We start from the raw sequence: 19441 nt of genomic DNA, 5'->3' as shown, positions 1-19441 counted from the left end.
ACAGAGGAACAGAAAAGATGAAGGATATGATCCCCCAGTTTTTTTTATCAATGAAGCATTACACAAGGGAGCAATTTATTAAGGATGTCGTTTCAGGAATCATCGTAGCGATCATTGCACTGCCCCTATCCATCGCTCTTGCCCTTGCTTCCGGCGTAACGCCGGAGCAGGGACTTTATACAGCCATTGTTGCGGGCTTTGTGATCTCCTTTTTAGGGGGCAGCAAGGTGCAGATTGCAGGACCTACGGCAGCATTTGCCTCGATTGTAGCTGGAATCGTCTTAAAAAACGGGCTTGACGGTCTGGCTGCTGCAACCATTATGGCCGGGATCTTCCTGGTTATCATGGGTATTTTTCGCCTGGGAAGCCTGATCCGTTTCATTCCCTATACCATTACCACCGGTTTTACCACCGGGATCGCAGTGACTATTTTTATCGGCCAGATAAAGGATTTTCTTGGACTTTCCTTTGAAAAAGCACCAATAGAGACGATGGAAAAGCTGGAGCAGGTGATCCTCTGTATGGGGACCTTTAATCCCATGGCATTGGCAGTGGGAATGATTGCCCTTATTGTACTTATCATCTGGCCAAAGTATTTTAAGTGGGTGCCCCCGTCCCTGATCGCCGTTATTCTAACTGCGGCTTTGGTAAAGATCTTTCATCTACCCGTCCACACCATTGGAGATCTGTATGTCATTTCCCCCAGCCTTCCTGCTTTTCACATACCCAGTCTGTCTTTTGCCATGATGCAGAAGGTTCTGCCGGATGCAGTGACCATCGCTCTTCTGGCTGCCATTGAATCCCTGCTGTCCTGTGTGGTGGCTGACGGTATGGTGGGAAGCAGGCACAATTCCAACATGGAACTGATCGCTCAGGGTGTGGGAAATACATGTTCTGCCTTGTTTGGAGGAATTCCGGCCACAGGCGCCATTGCCCGGACTGCCGCCAACGTCAAAAACGGAGGAAGGACTCCAGTGGCGGGAATGGTTCATGCCGTTCTTCTTGTGCTGATCCTCGTATTCCTGATGCCCTATGCCGCCCTTATCCCCATGCCGGCCATTGCGGCAATCCTGTTTATGGTTGCTTATCATATGAGCGAGTGGCGGGAATTTGTTTCCATTGTAAAGACCTCCCCGAAAAGTGACTGGTTGGTGCTTTTGGTTACCTTTGTTCTTACCGTGGTATTTGACCTTGTTATGGCCATTTGCGTTGGTCTGGTATTTGCTTCCCTGCTGTTTATGAAGCGAATGGCAGATGTGGCCGAGGTAAACGGCTGGAAGTACCTGGAAGATGGAGAAGAGGTCTGTGACGGAGATTCCGTTGACTTAAAGCCTGTACCAAGGCATGTGGCTGTGTTTGAGATCAATGGCCCCATGTTCTTTGGAGCCGCCGATAAAATATCCAAGGTGATTTTGGAGGAAGGGAAGCGGGTGCTGATCCTTCGGATGCGGAGTGTTCCGGCTATGGATGCCACAGCCTTAAAAAGCTTAAGAAAGCTTTACCATAATTTAAGCAGAAAAAATGTCATACTGGTATTGTCCCATGTAAATGAACAGCCGATGTCAGTAATGGAAAAGGCGGGATTTTTAGATGACGTTGGAAGAGAGAATATTGCGGGGTGCATTGATGAGGCTTTGATCCGAGCGTCTGCTTTATAAGGATGTCTGCAGGCAAAAATGCAAGCAGGACGGGAAACGGGCCTTATCCAAAATGAGTCTTGAAACGGTTTAAAACCATTTCAAGACTCATTTTTATATCGTAAACGATTTTACCTTATCACACAGATATTGCATTATTACTGTGCATCACCTTCTGCTTTTTCTGCCGGGTAGAGAAGCGGCCGGCTACTCAGCCACCAACTGATCCAGGGATTTGAACTGATATCCCATTTCCTCCCATTTGGTCATCAATTCATCAAGGATCTGGGCATTGGTGCTGGAAGTGCTGTGCAGGAGTATAACGGCCCCTGGATGGATCCTGCCAAGAAGCTTTTTAAAGGCTTCTTCCTTTGTCGGCTGCTTATCCTGATACCAGTCAACGTAGGCCAGGCTCCAGAAAAAGGTTTTGTATCCCATATCCTTAGCTAGCTGTAAGTTGGACTCGCTGTATTTCCCCTGAGGAGGACGGTAGTATTTTTTCATGGGCTGTCCCGTGGTTTTTTCGAAAAGATTTTCCAGATCCTTAAGTTCTTTTTCAAAAGCCTCCTTTGAAGAAATCTTGGACATGTCCGGATGATGATAGGTGTGGTTGCCTACGGTATGGCCTTCCTCCACCATTCGCTTCACCAGCTCCGGAGATGTTTCTATGTAATTTCCTACCACAAAAAAGGTAGCGGGAGCATTGTGTTTCTTTAATGCATCCAGTATGGCTGCTGTATTTCCGTTTTCGTATCCGGCGTCAAAGGTCAGATAAAGGATTTTATCCGGAGTTTTTTTTGCATAATAAGCATCAAACTTTTTTAAATAGTCCATGGTGGCATTGGCTACCGGCGGCTGCCCTTCCTGCTGAAAGCTTAAACCCCAGTTTCCATCCGCTGCTGTTTCCACCGCTTTGTGATGCTCCACCAGCATGGCTCCAAGATGTCCGGCCAGAAAGGCACAGAGAAAAAGCAGGAATACCATGACTGCCTTTTTTCCTGTTTCGGAAGATACCGAAAACTTTCTGATTTTTTCTGCAATTTTTATTTTTTGCAAAAATTTCATATATAAAACTCCGTACTAATACATTTGTTTCAATATATGAAGGAGATCTCTGTCCATATTCAAAAAGGTTCTCAAAGCATTGTTGTCATCCGTTTTATGCTTCTTTTATGGTGGTACCAGCCTTTCCTTCCAGACTGGCCTTCGCTTGATTAAGAGAGGTGATAATCGCCTTCCGGTTTCTGCCATGGCGGATAAAATCCAGGGATGCTTCGATCTTGGGAAGCATGGAACCGGTTTCAAACTGTCCCTCCCGAATGCCGGATTCCGCCTCGTTAAGATCCATCTGGACGATGGGGCGCTCATCAGGTGTTCCGAAATTTAAAGTTACATTATCGACGTTTGTCAGGATCATAAGCACATCTGCATCGATTTCCTTTGCCAGAAGGCCGGCGGCCCGATCCTTTTCAATGACAGCGCTGGCGCCCTTTAACCGGTATCCCTGTTCCATCACCGGTATGCCGCCTCCGCCGCAGGCGATGACGATCTGGTCAGCATCCAGTACCGCTTTGATAATTTCGATTTCAACAATGGACACAGGTTTCGGAGATGCTACCACTCTGCGGAAGCCCAGGCCGGGCACCTCTTCTACAAAATTTCCTTTCTCTTCCTCCTCTTTTGCTTCCACCGCCGTCATATATCGTCCGATGGGCTTCATGGGAGTATAGAATGCTTCGTCATAAGGATTTACCATCATCTGAGTCAAAATCGTGGCTGCCGATTTATAAATGCCCCGCTTTACCAGCTCTGCCCTGATACCGTTTTGCAGGTCATAGCCAATGTAACCCTGGCTCATAGCCGAACATACGGACATGGGCGCAGAAGTATAACCGTCATGGAGCTTACCGAATTCATTCATAGCTGTGTGGATCATGCCCACCTGAGGTGCATTGCTGTGGGTGACGGCCACCTGCCAGCCGGCTTCAATAAAATCTGCGATGACCTTGGCTGTTTCGGCAACCGCTTTTTTCTGTTCCGGAAGATTTGTTCCCAAAGCATGGTGTCCCAAAGCCAGGACAATACGTTTTTTTGCCATATCATTTACCTCTCATTTCCGTATAGTTTGATCAGAAAGTATTAAAGATATTATATGGTCAGATAATAAAAAAATCAATAGATTTCATGGGAGGGCGGTCTGGATACCCAGGCTGGAGCAATATTTAGAAAGAATTAAAGAAATTATGGTAGATATCCTGGAATCAAATGGTATAATGTTTAGGAAGATACAGAAAATGAAAGGACAACCTGTTTATGATAGTAATCATCCTGCATCTGATTCTTCCCATGTTTTTTTATACCGCAGTGACCACCGCCCTGCTGTTGTATTTTAACTTAGGCGCTCTGGAAGCCACCGCCTTATCTGCGCTTCTGGTATCACCTGTGCTTTATTTTTTTTATGATACCGGACGGAAACGCCGTGGAAAGGTCCCGCTGCCAGGATCTTCTCTTTACGGCTGCCTGGCTGAACTGATCATATTCGGAGCTGCCTTGTGCGTGCTTGGAAATTATATGGTGGATGCGTTTGGCTTGTCGGAGATGTCCGTGTCCTATAAGGAGGCAGAAAGCTATCTTTATATGGCTGCCTTTCCCGTCCAGATTCTGGCCTCCGGTTTTTTGATCCCATTGGCTGAGGAGATTATTTTCCGGGGACTGGGTTATGCATCTCTTCGGGAAAAGCTCCCGTTTTGGCTGTCAGCGGTGCTGTCAGCGGCGCTGTTTGGTCTTTATCATGGAAATCTTCCTCAGGGAGTTTACGCTTTTCTCATTGGCTTGGCCGTTGCCTGGCTGTATGAGGTTTTTAGGACCCTGCTGGCTCCTTACTTATTTCACGTATCAGCTAATTTACTTTCGCTTTCCGTGATGAATACACAGCGCTTAAATTCCTTATTCCATACGGAAGGCCGGCTGGTTATGGCAGCCGCATCTGCGGTGGTGTCTGTTATTTGTGCGATCCGGATTTATCGGAAAAACAATTTAAAGGAGGATATTGTGTGAAACTTTTATCTGTGGCAATTCCATGCTATAATTCTGAGGCCTATATGAGGCACTGCATTGAATCTCTGCTGCCGGGTGGTGAGGAGGTGGAGATCCTCATTGTGGATGATGGATCAACCAAGGACCGTACAGCGGAAATTGCGGATGAATACGAAAGAAATTATCCGGAGATCTGCCGGGCTATCCATCAGGTGAACGGCGGCCATGGAGAGGCAGTCAATGCCGGATTAAGAAATGCTACCGGTATATATTTTAAAGTGGTAGACAGCGATGACTGGGTGGATGAGTCTGCATATATGGAAATACTGAATACCCTGCGCCGCTTTGTTTATGGGGAAAAGACCCTGGACATGCTGGTGAGCAATTTTGTTTATGAAAAACAGGGGGCAAATCGGAAAAAAGTCATGAATTACCGGACCGCCCTTCCGGAGAACGAGCTGTTTAGCTGGAAGGATGTTAAGGTGTTCCTCCTGGGACATTATATTCTCATGCATTCCGTGATTTACCGGACAGAGCTTTTAAGGCAGTGCGGTCTGGAGCTTCCCAAGCATACTTTTTATGTGGACAATATCTTTGTGTATCAGCCGCTGCCTCATGTGAAAACCATTTATTATTTAGATGTAAACTTTTACCGGTACTTTATCGGAAGAGAGGACCAGTCTGTGAATGAATCGGTTATGATCGGCCGCATTGACCAGCAGATCAAGGTGACAAAGCTGATGCTTGGCTATTACGATGTGACAAAGATCAAGCAGCGGAAGCTGCGCTATTATATGGTGCGGTACTTAGAGATCATGATGACCATTTCTTCCATCTTAGCCATCAAGTCGGATAGTGATGAAAATATGGAGAAGAAAAAGGAACTTTGGCAGCATCTACGCAAGCAGAATCTACCGCTGTACTTAAGACTCCGCTGGGGCTTTATGGGGCAGGGGGTCAATTTACCGGGAAAGGGCGGAAAGAAATTTCCGATTGCCATTTACAAAATGACACAGAAATTTTTCGGTTTTAACTAAAGGAAACCAGACTGTTGAAAACAAAAAATATCCCCTGGGCCTTTGATCGGTGCCAGGGGACTTTCTATGCAATGTTTGACTAGCTGATGGCTTTTTGGGAAACCTTTTCCCTGCTTGGTACATAAGAATCAGAGTATACAAAGTGATACATGACGTAAGCCATAACCAATGAGCCAAGACCGTCAAAGGCAGAATGCTGTTTTAAGAAAACAGTGGCAAGGCAGATGGAGATCATTAACAGCAAGGAGCCGGTTTTAAGAAGCTGGTATTTTTTTAAGCGTTTACTGTTGAGGACTGCAATATGCACACAAATGGAGTTATAAACATGGATGCTTGGGAATACATTGGTACAAGTATCCGTGGAATAAAGGACCGCCACTATGGCCGAGCAGAGATTTTTGCCGGGATCGATCATCGGACGGAAATCCGTCCCGTTTGGAAATACGGTACAGACCACCAGACTGATGGTCATTCCTGTAAACAACATGGTGCAAAGTCTGTAATAGTCTTTTACATTGGTAAAGAAAAAGTATAAAACAGCGGCGGCGATATAGGCAAACCATAAAAGATATGGAATAATGAAATATTCATTAAAAGGTATCAGGTCGTCTATGGCAACATGCATAATGTGGTAGTGGTTCGTCACCGTCTTTTCCAGGTAGATAAACCATGGAATATAGATAAAGGCGTAACTGAGGATCCAGACATGCCTGTATCTGTAAAGCAGATTTTTCATAAGGGTCATCCTTTTCCGTTCTGGTGGTTGGTATGATGTTTATCAACTTTGGAGGATTATATCACACTCGTTTTGTCAGTACAATAGTATTTCAAAAATGTTAATATTTATTTCAGAGAAGATTAAGCTGAAGGCTCCCTGTTTCCACAATATATGGTATATGCAGGAATGAGCATTCTTAAACACCCTTTTTCAGGGCTGCAGTGAAAATATAATCTTTTTATAAAATGGTTGATTGAAGGTCCATCTTTGTGTATAGTATAAAGGCAGACTTATACACGAAAGGAATGGGATATGTTACAAAAATATATGACTGTTTTCTTTATCTCCATGGTTCCGTTAATCGAGCTTCGAGGTGCAATTCCATATTCAACCGTCATGGGACTGCCTCTTTTCCAGTCTTATCTCGTTGCTATTATTGGAAACATGCTTCCGGTGCCAATTATTTATCTGTTTGCGAGAAAGGTTCTTGAATGGGGAGCGGATAAGCCGGTAATCGGCGGATTTTTCTCCTGGTGCCTGGAGAAAGGGAAACGGGGCGGCGAAAAACTGCAGGCGAAAGCTGGACAGGGGTTGTTTATTGCACTTTTGTTATTTGTAGGAGTTCCCCTTCCGGGAACCGGTGCCTGGACAGGCACTTTGGCAGCCAGCCTGCTTGATATTGATTTTAAATCCAGTATTTTAGCCGTGATGGGAGGCGTCCTGATGGCAGGAGTCATCATGGGACTTGCCAGTGCAGGACTTTTAGGAGCACTCCGGTCCATGATATTCTAAAATTCTGGTAGGAAGAAGGGCAGAATGGAACGAAGGAATGAAGAGGGATTAACGGAAAAAGAGTTTCTTTTGCAGTATCGTCCGGGAAATTACGAGCGCCCGTCGGTGACGGTGGATATGCTGATTTTTGCGGTGGCGGAAGAAGAGACGGAAACGGAAGTCCTGCTCATGAAACGGAAAAATCATCCCTGCATCGGGCAGTGGGCGATTCCGGGAGGTTTTGTAAATCCCAATGAATCTCTGGATGAAGCGGCAGCAAGGGAGCTTGAGGAAGAGACGGGGTTAAGGGGGATATGCCTGGAACAGCTGTACACATGGGGGAGCGTGAAGCGTGATCCCAGAACAAGAGTCATCTCAGTATCCTATATGGCCGCAGTGCCGAAGGACCAGCTGGTTCCAAAGGCAGACGACGATGCTGCAGAGGCCTGCTGGTTCCAGGTCAGGAAAAAGAAACTGTCCGAGCTGGAACAAGGAGCCACCTATGCGCTTACCATTGAAAATGAAGAGGAACATATTTTTATGACTTATCGGATCACCGAAACCTATGAACGCCAGGGGTTTATGTGGAAAAAGGAGACGGAGATCGATCTGTTGCCTGCAATTGACGTATTGGATCAGGAAAAATTGGCATTTGACCATGCCGAGATCCTGAACGTGGCTATGGACAGGCTGGAAGAGTTGGAAAAGGAATACAGAGATCAGATATTTTAAACGATACGCACCGCCTGATTCAGGCGGTGTTTTATTTACGCGAGGAACGAGCCAATACAAGCTGGCTTGCTTTTGGCGACTGCCGGGATAACTTGAGAAACTCGCAAAGCGTGTTTCTCATAGTTGTACACAGGCAATGTAATAGTGGTTACCGAAACTGTTTCTTTCTACAAAATTGATAAAAGTTTGTAAGAAAATTTTAATCGGAAAATTATGGATTTTATGATATACTGTTGTAAGAAAAGTTACTTGCATCCAGAACTACACAGGAGATAACAGGATATGGCAAAAAAATCATACAGGCTATGGAGCCTGGTAATCAGTATCAGCATTCTTGCAGCAAGCCCATCCTACGGGGATATGCCACTGGTACAGCCCTTCCCGGGATCAGGAGGGAAGACGGAGGCTGTAAGCGGGCCGTCCGGAAGCTCCTCCAATGAAATCGGACCTGGGGTTAACACCGGAACCGGTACAGGAACCGGTACAGGAAGCGGACAGACGGGAGCGGTACCAAGCGTAGGACAATCGCAGCCTTCCGGAATAACGCAGCCGGAGATCCAGTCGGAAGGGGCAGTCCTTATGGATGCATCCACTGGAACTCTGCTTTATTCAAAAAACGGTGACACAAGATATTATCCGGCCAGCATTACAAAACTTATGACTGCTCTTCTTGTAGCAGAAAAATGCAGCTTGCCGGATACTGTAACCTTCTCAAAGGCCGCCACAACAAACCTGGAATCAGGTGCTGTGACACTGGGGCTTTCTGAAGGGGACAAGCTGACGGTAGAGCAGTGTCTCTACGGCCTTATGCTGAAGTCTGCTAACGAAGTGGCCAATGGTCTGGCTGAACATGTTTCAGGAAGTATCAGCGCTTTTTCGGCCCTGATGAATGTCAGGGCAAAGGAACTTGGATGTACTGGAACCAACTTTGTTAATCCTAACGGGCTTAACAGCTCCGGCCATTATACCACGGCTCATGACATGGCACTTATTGCCAGGGCCGCGTTTCAGAATGAGACAGTAAAAAAGGTGACCTCCACCCTAAGCTACCAGATCCCGGCGACAAAGAATGCATCGGCCAGAACGGTATCCATGGGCCATAAGATGCTTTATCCCGGAGATTCCAGATATTATCCGGGAGTCATCGGAGGAAAGACCGGGTATACTTCTCTGGCAGGCAACACCCTGGTTACCTGTGTGGAGAAGAACGGGATCCGGCTGATTGCCGTCATTATGAAGAGTAAATCCACTCATTATGCGGATACAAAATCTCTTTTGGATTACGGGTTTGCCTTGAAGGCAGCCGGTGGACAGGGAATACAGACTTCCTCCTCAGGTTGGATTCAGGAAGGTTCCAAGTGGTATTATAGAAAGCAGGATGGAAACAAGGCCTGCAATGAATGGCAGAAAATAAACGGAGTTTACTACTGGTTTGACTCGGGATCAGTAATGGCAGAAAACCGATGGGTGGAGAGCAGCGGAAAATGGTATTATGTGGGTACCGGCGGTGCCATGCTTAAGGATGCTGTTACGCCCGATGGATACCGGCTGGATTCTTCCGGCGCCTGGATCCGGTAAGAACATGGATGTTTTGGCATAGAAAAAGAGCCTGTAGGCTCTTTTTCTATGCCAAATCCTCTGAAGGAGCTGCATCGCCTTGTTCTGCTTCGGGTGCGCATTCTTCCGCCAGGGTGGCTTCGCTTATATCGGTACGGTATTCCATGATCTCTTCCACGCTGCAGTCAAGAATCTTGCAAAGCATATCAATGGTATGAGTGGATACGAAGTTATTCTTCTTTAGACGTCCGATTTGCCCGGCACTTACCTTGCAGTACTTTATCAGATGATACTGGCTGATGTTTTTCTTTTTCATGGTTTCCCAAAGTCTGTCGTAAACAATCATGATTTATCACCTCTGGTCTTAATTAAACCTTGATTATCCAGTATTGCATATTATCCATAAGTGGTTTATATTATGGGAAAGGAGGAATACATCAATGAAAAAAAATATATTTAATGTAATTTTTTATCTTATTTGCTTTTCTGTTCTCTGCAGATCCATCTACCGCCTTGCCTTTACTGTGCCCCCGGCCCCTGGAACTCCAGGCTATCAGGAATATTTCTGCGGCACAATCGTTATGAGCATTGGAATCGGGCTCATGGTTATTGTACCCAATCTCATCATTGAATATCTGGTGGGCAGCTGGACCTCTTAGCCTTGACTCAGACAGGCTCTTCATTGTATGATGGAAAGACAAGGAAAAAAATAAGGGAAGAAGAGGAAAAGTCAGATGTGGTTTGCTGCCGGAGCTCTTTGCGCCGCTGGCGCAGGCTTGTATTTGCGTTCTGAGTATGAAAAAGAACAGCTTTCTGTGGAGAGAACGGTTTTGGAGAACCCAAAGATAAGAAAGGACCGTACCCTTGTGTTCCTTTCCGATCTTCACGAACACCGGTTTGGGGAGGGAAATGAAAAACTTTTGACCGCAGTCCATGAGGTGGCTCCTGATCTTGTATTGGTGGGAGGCGATATGATCATCAGCAAGGGCAGGGCCATTACGTCAGCCTCCTTAGAGCTTTTGGAAACGCTGGCCCGCCGGTATCCGGTATTTTGCGGCAACGGCAACCATGAAAACCGTCTGCTTTGGGAGCCCGAAGTATACGGCAGAGCATACGAAGATTATAGAAGCAGCTTAAAAAGGTTTGGAGTCAGATTTCTAGAAAACCGGACGGAGCAGTTTGGGGAAGATTTATCTGTTACGGGGATAGATCTGGAACCGGAGGTTTACCGGAAATTCCGCCCGGGACATTTAACTGAGAAGGAGATCGGGCAAAAAGCAGGGAAGGCATCCAGGGAACGGTTTCAGATTCTGCTTTGTCATTCTCCTCTTTTTTTCCGTCCATGCAGGGACTGGGGAGCGGATTTGACACTGTCCGGTCACTTTCATGGCGGAACCATAAGGCTTCCATATCTGGGTGGAGTCATGACGCCTCAATACCAGTTTTTCCTTCCTTACTGCGCCGGTGAGTTTCATTCCGAAGAAAGACATATGATCGTGAGCAGAGGGCTTGGGACTCATTCTATTAACATCCGCCTGAACAACAAACCTCAACTGGTAGTGGTGGATTTAAAAATGAAAACATGATTTAGTGCCTTCCATATATTTACAGATGAAGAAGGATTTGATATACTGATCAGAGGCATGCTTTCATCTGCCTTGGAGGATTTTATGGGAATCTCATATAAACTGGATAATTTCGAGGGTCCGCTGGACCTGCTGCTTCATTTGATCGACAAGAATAAGGTGAACATCTACGACATCCCTATCGCTACGATTACAGAGCAGTATCTGGACTATGTAAACCACATGGAGACAGAAGATCTGAATATTGTCAGCGAATTTCTGGTCATGGCTGCGACTCTCATTGATATAAAGGCGCGTATGCTGCTCCCAAGGGAGATCAATGAGGAAGGTGAGGAGGAGGACCCAAGGGCTGAGCTTGTGGCACGTCTTCTGGAATATAAATATTATAAATACATGTCTCAGGAGCTTAAGGACCGGGAATTGGGTGCAGACCGTCTGCTGTACAAAGAACCATCCATTCCGGCTGAGGTGGCAAAGTATGAGCCACCGGTGGATTTAGACAGGCTTCTTGACGGGCTTACCCTGGCAAAACTCCAGGAGATTTTCCGGGCTGTCATGAAACGGGGCACGGATCGTGTGGATCCAATCCGAAGCCGGTTCGGCAACATCCGGAAGGAATCCGTAAGCCTGGAGGATAAGATAAAAACTGTTATGGATTATGCCAGGGAGCACAGGAAATTTTCTTTCCGGGGACTGCTTGAGCAGCAGCCGGACCGGACTCTTGTTGTTGTTACATTTCTGGCGCTTCTGGAGCTCATGAAGATCGGCAAGATCAGGCTGACCCAGGAGCATTTGTTTGATGATATGCTCATTGAAACCCTGGAACCGGAAGGGGAGGATGAAGAGCTGGATTTGACGGGTCTGGAGGAAGATTCGGATGGACTTAAGGGAGAGGAAATCGATGGATAAGGAAACTCTTGTGGTTGAGGGGCCGAAAAAGAGTACGAAAGAAGAAAAAACATGGGAAGCCGTGATTGAGGCAGTTCTTTTTACCATGGGTAATTCTGTTGAACTAAAGGCTCTGGCTTCTGCTATTGGTCAGGATGAGGCCACGGCAAAGGAGGCGGTCCTCCGTTTGATGAAGCGCTACGATACGGGGAAAAGAGGCATGCAGATCCTGGAACTGGAGAACTGTTACCAGATGTGCACTCGGTCTGAATACTATGAGAATCTGATCCGCGTGGCAGCTGCGCCGAAAAAGCAGGTACTAACGGAGGTGATTTTGGAGACCTTGTCCATCATAGCCTATAAGCAGCCTGTAACAAAGCTGGAAATAGAAAAAATAAGAGGCGTTAAGTCAGATCACGCAGTCAATAAGCTGGTAGAATACAATCTGGTATATGAAGTCGGCCGCTTAGATGCTCCCGGCCGTCCTGCATTGTTTGCAACCACCGAGGAGTTTTTAAGAAGATTCGGCATCGGTTCTACCCAGAATCTTCCTGTGGCTGATCCGGTGGTTGCGGCTGAGATCCGGATGGAAGTGGAAGAGGAGCTTTCCGAAAGCAGTGATCTGATTCCGGCGGGAGATAAAAAAGTGGATGACATTGAGGAGGAAATAAGGTGACAAAAACCATAAGAGTTAAATATTTTACTGATAAAATTGAACGTTTGCGCTGCATTGACGGCAAGTCAGACTGGATTGATCTGCGTGCAGCAGAAGAAGTGGAACTGAAAGCCGGTGAATTTAAGCTGATTCCCCTTGGGATCGCCATGGAGCTGCCGGCCGGGTATGAAGCCCATGTGGTTCCCAGAAGCAGCACATTTAAGAATTACGGCGTGATCCAGACCAACAGCATGGGGGTTATTGATGAAACCTACTGCGGTGACAATGACCAGTGGTTTTTCCCGGCCTATGCACTTCGGGACACCGTGATCCATGTCAATGAACGCATCTGCCAGTTCCGCATTATGGAACATCAGCCGGCTTTACTCTTTGAAGAAGCGGAGCTTTTAGGCCATGAGGACCGGGGCGGCCATGGCAGTACGGGGAAACAATAACTTTTATCGCATGGCATTTTTTGTCTAAGCCGTTTTTCTTTCAATCTCACTTTATAAAGTCAGACTGTGGGAGCTTAAATTTCGTAAATTGTCCCTTCGGCAGCTAATGGCGAATTGAACTTCCCAAAAAGGAGATAATAGCATGAGAACTAAGACAGGATATGCGGCTGCCATCCTTGGACTGGCCCTGACCATTGCCATAGGAGCAGGCGGCTGCGGGAAAAAGGATAATAAATATTCTTTCCGGAACGCCGGGATTGAAGCCCTTAACCAGGGAAATTATGACGCAGCGGTAGAAGCCTTTGACCAGGCCATCAGTTCTTCCAAAGGACTGGTGGGGAAATTTGATGTGGATGTGTTAAAGTACCGGGCAGAGGCTCAATACCTTGCAGGCGATTATTCTTCCGCCGCAGATACCTACGACATACTCATAAAGGTGGATGGGGAACTGCCGGAATACCTGAATCTTCGTTCTGTTTCCAGGGCAGGCTCAGGAGATTTGAAAGGTTCCATAGAGGATTATAAGCGAAGCACCCAGTTGGATACAGAAAAGAAAGCACCGGGCAGGTTAAATGCCCTTCTGGCCGCAGGCGAGGCCATGGAAAAAGAAGGATCAGCCTCTGATGCCATGAACCTCTATGAAGAAGCTGTTAAGGAGGGGGAGCAAAGCGCCCAGCTTTACAATCGGATGGGTTTATGCAGGATGGCCGAAAAGGACTGGGATGGGGCGGCTGAATATTTTAAGAATGGCCTTTCATTACCTGACAGTTCCCTGGTTCCAGAATTATTGTTTAACCAGGCTGTAGCTGAAGAACATAAAGGTGAATTTAAAACAGCCCTGGATCTGATGCAGCAGTATGTCTCCGTCCACGGCCCTGATGAGGAAGCGGATCGGGAGATCACATTTTTAAAGACAAGATAGGTTGGAGTGATTGATGACAGAACTGATAGAGTTAAAGGAAATAGAAGAGCGTGTCATCCTGGTGGCTGTCAGCACCGGAGATGAAGAGGATGCCAAAGGGTCTCTTGATGAACTGGAAGAACTGGTGAAAACGGCAGGAGCCGTTGCCGTGGATAAGGTGATCCAGAACCGGGAGAGGATCCATCCGGGGACTTATCTGGGAAAGGGAAAGATTGAGGAAATAAAGGACCGAATCTGGGAGCTTGACGCAACCGGAATCGTTTGTGACGACGAATTGTCTCCGGCTCAGCTTCGGAATCTGGAAGGGGCACTGGATACAAAGGTTATGGACCGGACCATGGTGATCCTGGATATCTTTGCTTCCAGAGCCGTCACCAGGGAGGGAAAGATACAGGTGGAGCTGGCCCAGTTAAGATACCGGTCGGCCCGTCTGGTAGGACTTAGAAGTTCCTTATCCCGTCTGGGAGGCGGTATCGGCACCCGGGGACCGGGAGAGAAAAAGCTGGAAATGGACCGCCGTCTTATTCATGACAGGATCGGTATGTTAAAGGCTGAATTAGAGGATGTCAAGCGCCACAGGGAGGTGGTAAGACAGCAGCGGGATAAAAATCATGTGCCCGCCGCAGCGATCGTGGGCTACACCAACGCCGGAAAATCCACCCTGTTAAACAGGCTTACGGATGCAGGGATATTGGCTGAGGATAAGCTGTTCGCCACCCTGGATCCTACCACCAGGAATTTAAGCCTGCCGGGAGGGCAGCAAATTCTTTTAACAGATACGGTAGGATTTATCAGAAAGCTTCCCCACCATTTGATCGAAGCTTTTAAAAGCACTTTGGAAGAAGCCAAATACAGCGATATCATCCTTCATGTGGTGGATTGTTCCAATCCGCAGATGGATATGCAGATGTATGTTGTATATGAAACTTTAAGAGAACTTGGTATTTGTGATAAAATCATGATCACAGTGTTCAATAAGATTGATGCGGCAGATGCAGGAGTGATCCTGAGAGATGTGTCTTCGGACCATCAGGTGAGGATATCTGCAAAAACCGGAGAGGGTCTTGATGAACTTATCAATCTTTTGGAAACGATTCTTAGAAATCAAAAGGTGTATTTGGAAAGGATCTATTCCTATAAGGAAGCAGGAAAAATCCAGCTGATCCGTAAATACGGCCAGTTGTTAAAGGAAGAGTATCAGGAAGACGGGATTTTTGTCAACGCTTATGTTCCATCGGAGCTGTTTGCCTCTCTGGCCGACAATGCCGATGCTTTTAATGAATAATAAACACAATATGTGGATTGGTGTTAAAAAACCGAACTACATATTGTGTTTTTCTTTTTGTTCTGCTATAATATTATTTGTGAGAAGCTGTTTCAGGCCTTACATAAAAGGTGCCGTTTCTGCACTGTTTTTCTGATTATGATAACAAGTCTTCATAATGGAATGTATTACAAAAACAGATTCATAAGGGGTTTTTCAGAGGAATGCCTTATGGGCATATTTCTATGCCCGTAAAAAGGGCAGATAAGTGGAAAGGAGTTTGGTTTTTATGATCCAGGTAGTAAAGAGAAATGGGGAAAGTGCTGAATTCAGTCTGAATAAAATCACGGAAGCGATTAAAAAAGCATTTAAAGCCACCCAGAAGGAGTATAACAATGAAATACTGGAACTGTTGTCTCTTAGGGTAACCGCTGATTTTCAGGGAAAGATGTCAGGAGGACAGGTCACGGTTGAACAAATCCAGGACAGTGTGGAGCACGTTCTTGAGCAGGCGGGTTATACGGATGTGGCAAAGGCTTATATATTATATAGAAAGCAGAGAGAAAAAATCCGTAATATGAAGGATACCATCCTGGATTACAAGGCTGTGGTAAACAGCTACGTAAAAGTGGAGGACTGGAGGGTCAAGGAAAATTCCACAGTCACCTATTCCGTGGGAGGACTGATATTAAGCAATTCCGGTGCGGTTACAGCCAATTACTGGCTGTCTGAAATTTATGACCAGGAGATCGCCAATGCACACAGGAATGCGGATATCCACATTCACGATTTATCCATGCTCACCGGATACTGCGCAGGCTGGTCTTTAAAGCAGCTTCTTCTGGAAGGACTGGGCGGCATACCAGGAAAGATCACCTCATCCCCGGCAAAACATCTATCCGTACTTTGCAACCAAATGGTCAATTTCCTGGGGATTATGCAGAATGAGTGGGCAGGCGCCCAGGCCTTTTCTTCCTTTGACACCTATTTAGCTCCCTTTGTAAAGGCTGACCATTTATCCTACCGGGAAGTAAAAAAATGCATCGAATCCTTTATTTATGGGGTTAATACGCCCAGCCGATGGGGAACTCAGGCTCCCTTTTCCAATATCACTCTGGACTGGACCGTTCCGTCGGATATGGCAGAGTTAAACGCCATTGTAGGAGGTAAAGAGGCAGACTTTAAGTATAAGGACTGCAAAGCTGAAATGGATATGATCAATAAAGCCTTTATTGAAACCATGATTGAGGGAGACGCCAATGGGCGGGGCTTCCAGTACCCCATTCCTACTTATTCCATTACCAGGGATTTTGACTGGTCCAATACAGAGAATAACCAGCTGCTGTTTGAAATGACGTCCAAATACGGAACCCCTTATTTTTCCAATTACATAAACAGCGATATGGAACCAAGTGATGTAAGAAGCATGTGCTGCCGCCTTCGGCTGGATTTAAGGGAGCTTAGGAGAAAGACCGGCGGATTCTTTGGCTCCGGAGAAAGCACCGGTTCCGTGGGTGTTGTGACGATCAATATGCCAAGGATCGCTTACCTTTCCAGGAACGAAGCTGATTTTTACAAGCGTCTGGACCATATGATGGACCTTTCAGCCCGTTCCCTAAGGACGAAGAGGGAAGTCATAACAAAACTTTTGAACCAGGGACTTTATCCTTATACAAAGCGGTATCTGGGCACCTTTGAAAACCACTTTTCCACCATAGGCCTGATCGGGATGAACGAGGTGGGCTTAAATGCCAATTGGCTGGAAAAGGATTTGACGAGTGAAAAGACCAGAGAGTTTACAAAGGCTGTGCTGAACCATATGCGGGAAAGGCTGTCCGATTACCAGGAGATGTACGGCGATCTCTATAATCTGGAGGCCACCCCCGCAGAATCTACAACATACCGTCTGGCAAAGCATGACAAAAAACATTATCCTCATATCATCACTGCCGGAAAGCAGGGAGATACCCCGTATTATACCAACAGCTCCCACTTGCCTGTGGATTATACAGTGGATGTTTTTGATGCGCTGGAAATCCAGGATGAGCTGCAGACCCTTTATACTTCAGGGACCGTTTTCCATGCATTCCTGGGTGAGAAGCTTCCTGACTGGGAAGCGGCTTCAAAGCTGGTACGCACCATTGCGGAGAATTTCAAACTGCCTTACTATACCTTGTCTCCTACTTATTCCATCTGCTCGGAACACGGATATCTTTCCGGTGAGCATAAGGTATGTCCGGTCTGCGGAAAAAATGCCGAAGTATATAGCCGGATCACCGGTTATTACCGCCCGGTACAGAACTGGAATGAGGGAAAGACCCAGGAATACAAGAACCGGACAGTCTATGAGCCTTCCCGTTCTGTGCTGAAAAAGGGATGTGCAGAGGAAATCAAGGATAAGGCAATGGAGAAAAAGCCGGAGATTCCCACAGGTACCTATCTTTTTACAACAAAAACCTGTCCCAACTGCCGTATGGCAAAGCAGTTTTTACAACATATGGATTATGAGGTCGTTGATGCGGAGGAAAATGCAGAGCTTGCCACAAGGTTCGGCATTATGCAGGCACCTACTCTGGTGGTTGTAAAAAACGGTCAGATCCGCAAAATTACCAATGCCTCTGAAATCAGGAAATATGCAGAAAGTCCGGTCTGCTAAAAAAGCTCTTTTTCTCTGCCGGTCTGTCATGGAGAGATAGATATAGTAGTCAGCAAAAAGATTCTATGCTATAATGGCATGGAATCTTTTGCTGTTTTTTGGAAGGATGACAGAAAATATGACTGATGAGGAGTTTGGAAAAATGGGTAGAGAAAAATTTTCGTCCCGCCTGGGTTTTATCCTGATTTCGGCAGGATGTGCCATTGGTTTGGGAAACGTCTGGCGTTTTCCTTATATTGTGGGCCAGTATGGAGGAGCGGCGTTTGTATTGATCTATGGGGTGTTTCTGCTTATTTTGGGGCTGCCCATTGTGGCGATGGAATTTGCCGTGGGACGTGCAAGCCAGAAGAGCATTGCATTATCCTATGATGTTCTGGAGCCTGAAGGAAGCAAATGGCATTATGCAAAATATCTGGGAATGGCTGGAAATTACATTCTGATGATGTTTTATACCACGGTTACCGGCTGGATGGTATTGTATTTTTTTAAGATGGCTAAGGGAGATTTTGTAGGCCTTGATGCGGAACGAGTAGCAGGGGAGTTTGAAAATATGCTGGCAGACCCTGTGATCATGGGAATCTTTATGGTCATCATGGTGGTGGGGTGCTTTTCTATTTGTGCCAGAGGAATTCAGGGCGGTGTGGAGAAGATCACGAAATGGATGATGGTATGTCTTTTAGGTTTAATGGCAATACTTGCCGTTCATTCGGTGTTCCTGGAAAACAGCAGGGCAGGACTGGAGTTTTACTTAAAACCTGATTTTGCCAAGATCATAGAAGCAGGTATTGGAGAAGTCATATTTGCCGCCATGGGACAGGCTTTTTTTACCTTAAGTATTGGAATTGGTGCTCTCGCCGTTTTTGGAAGCTATATCGGCAAGGAGCACAGACTAACCGGAGAAGCCATCAGTGTGGCGGTTCTGGATACCTTTGTGGCTTTTATGGCAGGACTTATTATTTTCCCGGCATGCTTTGCATTTCAAATTGAGCCTGGTCAAGGGCCCAAGCTGGTTTTTGTGACTTTGCCAAACGTGTTCAATAACATGGCAGGAGGAAGACTCCTTGGAAGCCTGTTTTTCCTCTTTATGTCATTTGCAGCTATTTCCACGGAAATTGCAGTTTTCCAGAATATCGTTTCTTTCGCAACAGATTTAACAGGTTGTACCGTAAAAAAAGCGGTTTGGCTGAATGGGGCTGCTATGATTCTTTTGTCCATACCCTGTGTGCTGGGATTTAATGTTTGGAGCGGTTTTATGCCCTTTGGCGAAGGAAGCAATATCCTGGATTTAGAAGACTTTATTATCAGCAATAACCTGCTTCCATTGGGAAGCCTGATATACCTGGCGTTCTGTACCACCAGATATGGCTGGGGGTTTGATAATTTTATGAAAGAGGCCAACGAAGGAAAGGGGATCCGGTTCCCCCGCTGGGCAAGGGCTTATGTGACCTTCGTTCTTCCTGTTATTGTTCTGGTAATCTTTATTCAGGGGTATGCATCAAAATTCTTTTAATCAGCGGGTTCCATTTG

General features: G+C 46.3%; 19 protein-coding genes. 15 read left to right on the top strand and 4 right to left on the bottom strand.

Annotation, left to right across the window (positions count from 1 at the left end):
• The first annotated feature begins 17 nt into the window (after positions 1–17).
• Positions 18–1658, top strand: a complete 1641-nt coding sequence (locus CLOSA_RS12710; RefSeq protein WP_013273176.1) for a SulP family inorganic anion transporter — start codon at positions 18–20, stop codon at positions 1656–1658.
• A gap of 186 nt (positions 1659–1844) precedes the next feature.
• Here CLOSA_RS12710 and pdaA read toward each other — a convergent pair whose 3' ends face one another.
• On the bottom strand, positions 1845–2621 hold the full coding sequence (pdaA, locus tag CLOSA_RS12705) for a delta-lactam-biosynthetic de-N-acetylase (RefSeq protein WP_204593070.1): 777 nt from the start codon (positions 2619–2621) through the stop codon (positions 1845–1847).
• 175 nt (positions 2622–2796) lie between these two features.
• Positions 2797–3735 (bottom strand): carbamate kinase, encoded by a 939-nt coding sequence (gene arcC, locus CLOSA_RS12700; RefSeq protein WP_013273174.1) that lies wholly within the window; start codon positions 3733–3735, stop codon positions 2797–2799.
• Between the two features lie 215 nt (positions 3736–3950).
• Here arcC and CLOSA_RS12695 point away from each other — a divergent pair, with 215 nt between their 5' ends.
• Together CLOSA_RS12695 and CLOSA_RS12690 are read left to right on the top strand one after the other, a co-directional pair.
• The gene (locus tag CLOSA_RS12695; RefSeq protein ID WP_013273173.1) at positions 3951–4694 is read left to right on the top strand and encodes a CPBP family intramembrane glutamic endopeptidase; all 744 of its coding nucleotides are present in this window, start codon (positions 3951–3953) and stop codon (positions 4692–4694) included.
• Positions 4691–5710 carry a glycosyltransferase family 2 protein gene (locus tag CLOSA_RS12690; RefSeq protein ID WP_013273172.1) on the top strand — a complete coding sequence of 340 codons (1020 nt, stop codon included), beginning with the start codon at positions 4691–4693 and terminating at the stop codon, positions 5708–5710. Before CLOSA_RS12695 ends, CLOSA_RS12690 begins: the two co-directional genes overlap by 4 nt.
• A gap of 79 nt (positions 5711–5789) precedes the next feature.
• Here the strand turns inward: CLOSA_RS12690 and CLOSA_RS12685 are convergent, their stop codons facing one another.
• The gene (locus CLOSA_RS12685) at positions 5790–6446 is read right to left on the bottom strand and encodes a phosphatase PAP2 family protein (RefSeq protein WP_013273171.1); all 657 of its coding nucleotides are present in this window, start codon (positions 6444–6446) and stop codon (positions 5790–5792) included.
• A gap of 294 nt (positions 6447–6740) precedes the next feature.
• On the opposite strand from CLOSA_RS12685, the gene CLOSA_RS12680 reads away from it, so the two are divergent.
• The 3 genes from CLOSA_RS12680 (at position 6741) to CLOSA_RS12670 (ending at position 9509) form a co-directional block, all read left to right on the top strand.
• A complete protein-coding gene (locus tag CLOSA_RS12680; protein WP_013273170.1) occupies positions 6741–7220 on the top strand; it encodes a COG2426 family protein in 480 nt (159 codons plus the stop codon).
• A gap of 24 nt (positions 7221–7244) precedes the next feature.
• A complete protein-coding gene (locus CLOSA_RS12675) occupies positions 7245–7931 on the top strand; it encodes an NUDIX domain-containing protein (protein WP_013273169.1) in 687 nt (228 codons plus the stop codon).
• Between the two features lie 282 nt (positions 7932–8213).
• Entirely contained in the window at positions 8214–9509 is a 1296-nt protein-coding gene (locus CLOSA_RS12670; protein WP_013273168.1) for a serine hydrolase, read from the top strand.
• A 46-nt stretch (positions 9510–9555) separates the two neighbouring features.
• Here CLOSA_RS12670 and CLOSA_RS12665 read toward each other — a convergent pair whose 3' ends face one another.
• On the bottom strand, positions 9556–9834 hold the full coding sequence (locus CLOSA_RS12665; protein WP_013273167.1) for a helix-turn-helix domain-containing protein: 279 nt from the start codon (positions 9832–9834) through the stop codon (positions 9556–9558).
• 94 nt (positions 9835–9928) lie between these two features.
• Here CLOSA_RS12665 and CLOSA_RS12660 point away from each other — a divergent pair, with 94 nt between their 5' ends.
• The 9 genes from CLOSA_RS12660 to CLOSA_RS12620 all read left to right on the top strand — a co-directional run bounded on the left by CLOSA_RS12660 (position 9929) and on the right by CLOSA_RS12620 (position 19424).
• Positions 9929–10147 carry a hypothetical protein gene (locus CLOSA_RS12660; RefSeq protein WP_013273166.1) on the top strand — a complete coding sequence of 73 codons (219 nt, stop codon included), beginning with the start codon at positions 9929–9931 and terminating at the stop codon, positions 10145–10147.
• A 75-nt stretch (positions 10148–10222) separates the two neighbouring features.
• A complete protein-coding gene (locus CLOSA_RS12655) occupies positions 10223–11074 on the top strand; it encodes a metallophosphoesterase (protein ID WP_013273165.1) in 852 nt (283 codons plus the stop codon).
• Positions 11075–11158: 84 nt separating this feature from the next.
• On the top strand, positions 11159–11983 hold the full coding sequence (locus CLOSA_RS12650; RefSeq protein WP_013273164.1) for a segregation and condensation protein A: 825 nt from the start codon (positions 11159–11161) through the stop codon (positions 11981–11983).
• Positions 11976–12638: an SMC-Scp complex subunit ScpB gene (gene scpB, locus CLOSA_RS12645; RefSeq protein WP_049791661.1), complete on the top strand. Its 663-nt coding sequence runs from the start codon at positions 11976–11978 to the stop codon at positions 12636–12638. Before CLOSA_RS12650 ends, scpB begins: the two co-directional genes overlap by 8 nt.
• A complete protein-coding gene (locus CLOSA_RS12640) occupies positions 12635–13072 on the top strand; it encodes a dUTP diphosphatase (protein WP_013273162.1) in 438 nt (145 codons plus the stop codon). The genes scpB and CLOSA_RS12640 overlap by 4 nt, the downstream gene beginning before the upstream one ends.
• Before the next feature lie 142 nt (positions 13073–13214).
• The gene (locus tag CLOSA_RS12635; RefSeq protein WP_013273161.1) at positions 13215–13994 is read left to right on the top strand and encodes a tetratricopeptide repeat protein; all 780 of its coding nucleotides are present in this window, start codon (positions 13215–13217) and stop codon (positions 13992–13994) included.
• A 13-nt stretch (positions 13995–14007) separates the two neighbouring features.
• Positions 14008–15279: a GTPase HflX gene (hflX, locus tag CLOSA_RS12630; protein WP_013273160.1), complete on the top strand. Its 1272-nt coding sequence runs from the start codon at positions 14008–14010 to the stop codon at positions 15277–15279.
• A 268-nt stretch (positions 15280–15547) separates the two neighbouring features.
• Positions 15548–17914: a ribonucleoside triphosphate reductase gene (locus CLOSA_RS12625; protein WP_013273159.1), complete on the top strand. Its 2367-nt coding sequence runs from the start codon at positions 15548–15550 to the stop codon at positions 17912–17914.
• A 142-nt stretch (positions 17915–18056) separates the two neighbouring features.
• Positions 18057–19424, top strand: coding sequence for a sodium-dependent transporter (locus CLOSA_RS12620; protein ID WP_013273158.1), 1368 nt, complete (start codon positions 18057–18059; stop codon positions 19422–19424).
• The last annotated feature ends 17 nt before the right edge of the window (positions 19425–19441 follow it).

This window comes from [Clostridium] saccharolyticum WM1 (assembly GCF_000144625.1).
Classification (GTDB): Bacteria; Bacillota; Clostridia; order Lachnospirales; family Lachnospiraceae; genus Lacrimispora; species Lacrimispora saccharolytica.
Note: the sequence above shows the minus strand (reverse complement) of the source record. Positions and strands in the feature narration are given on the sequence as shown.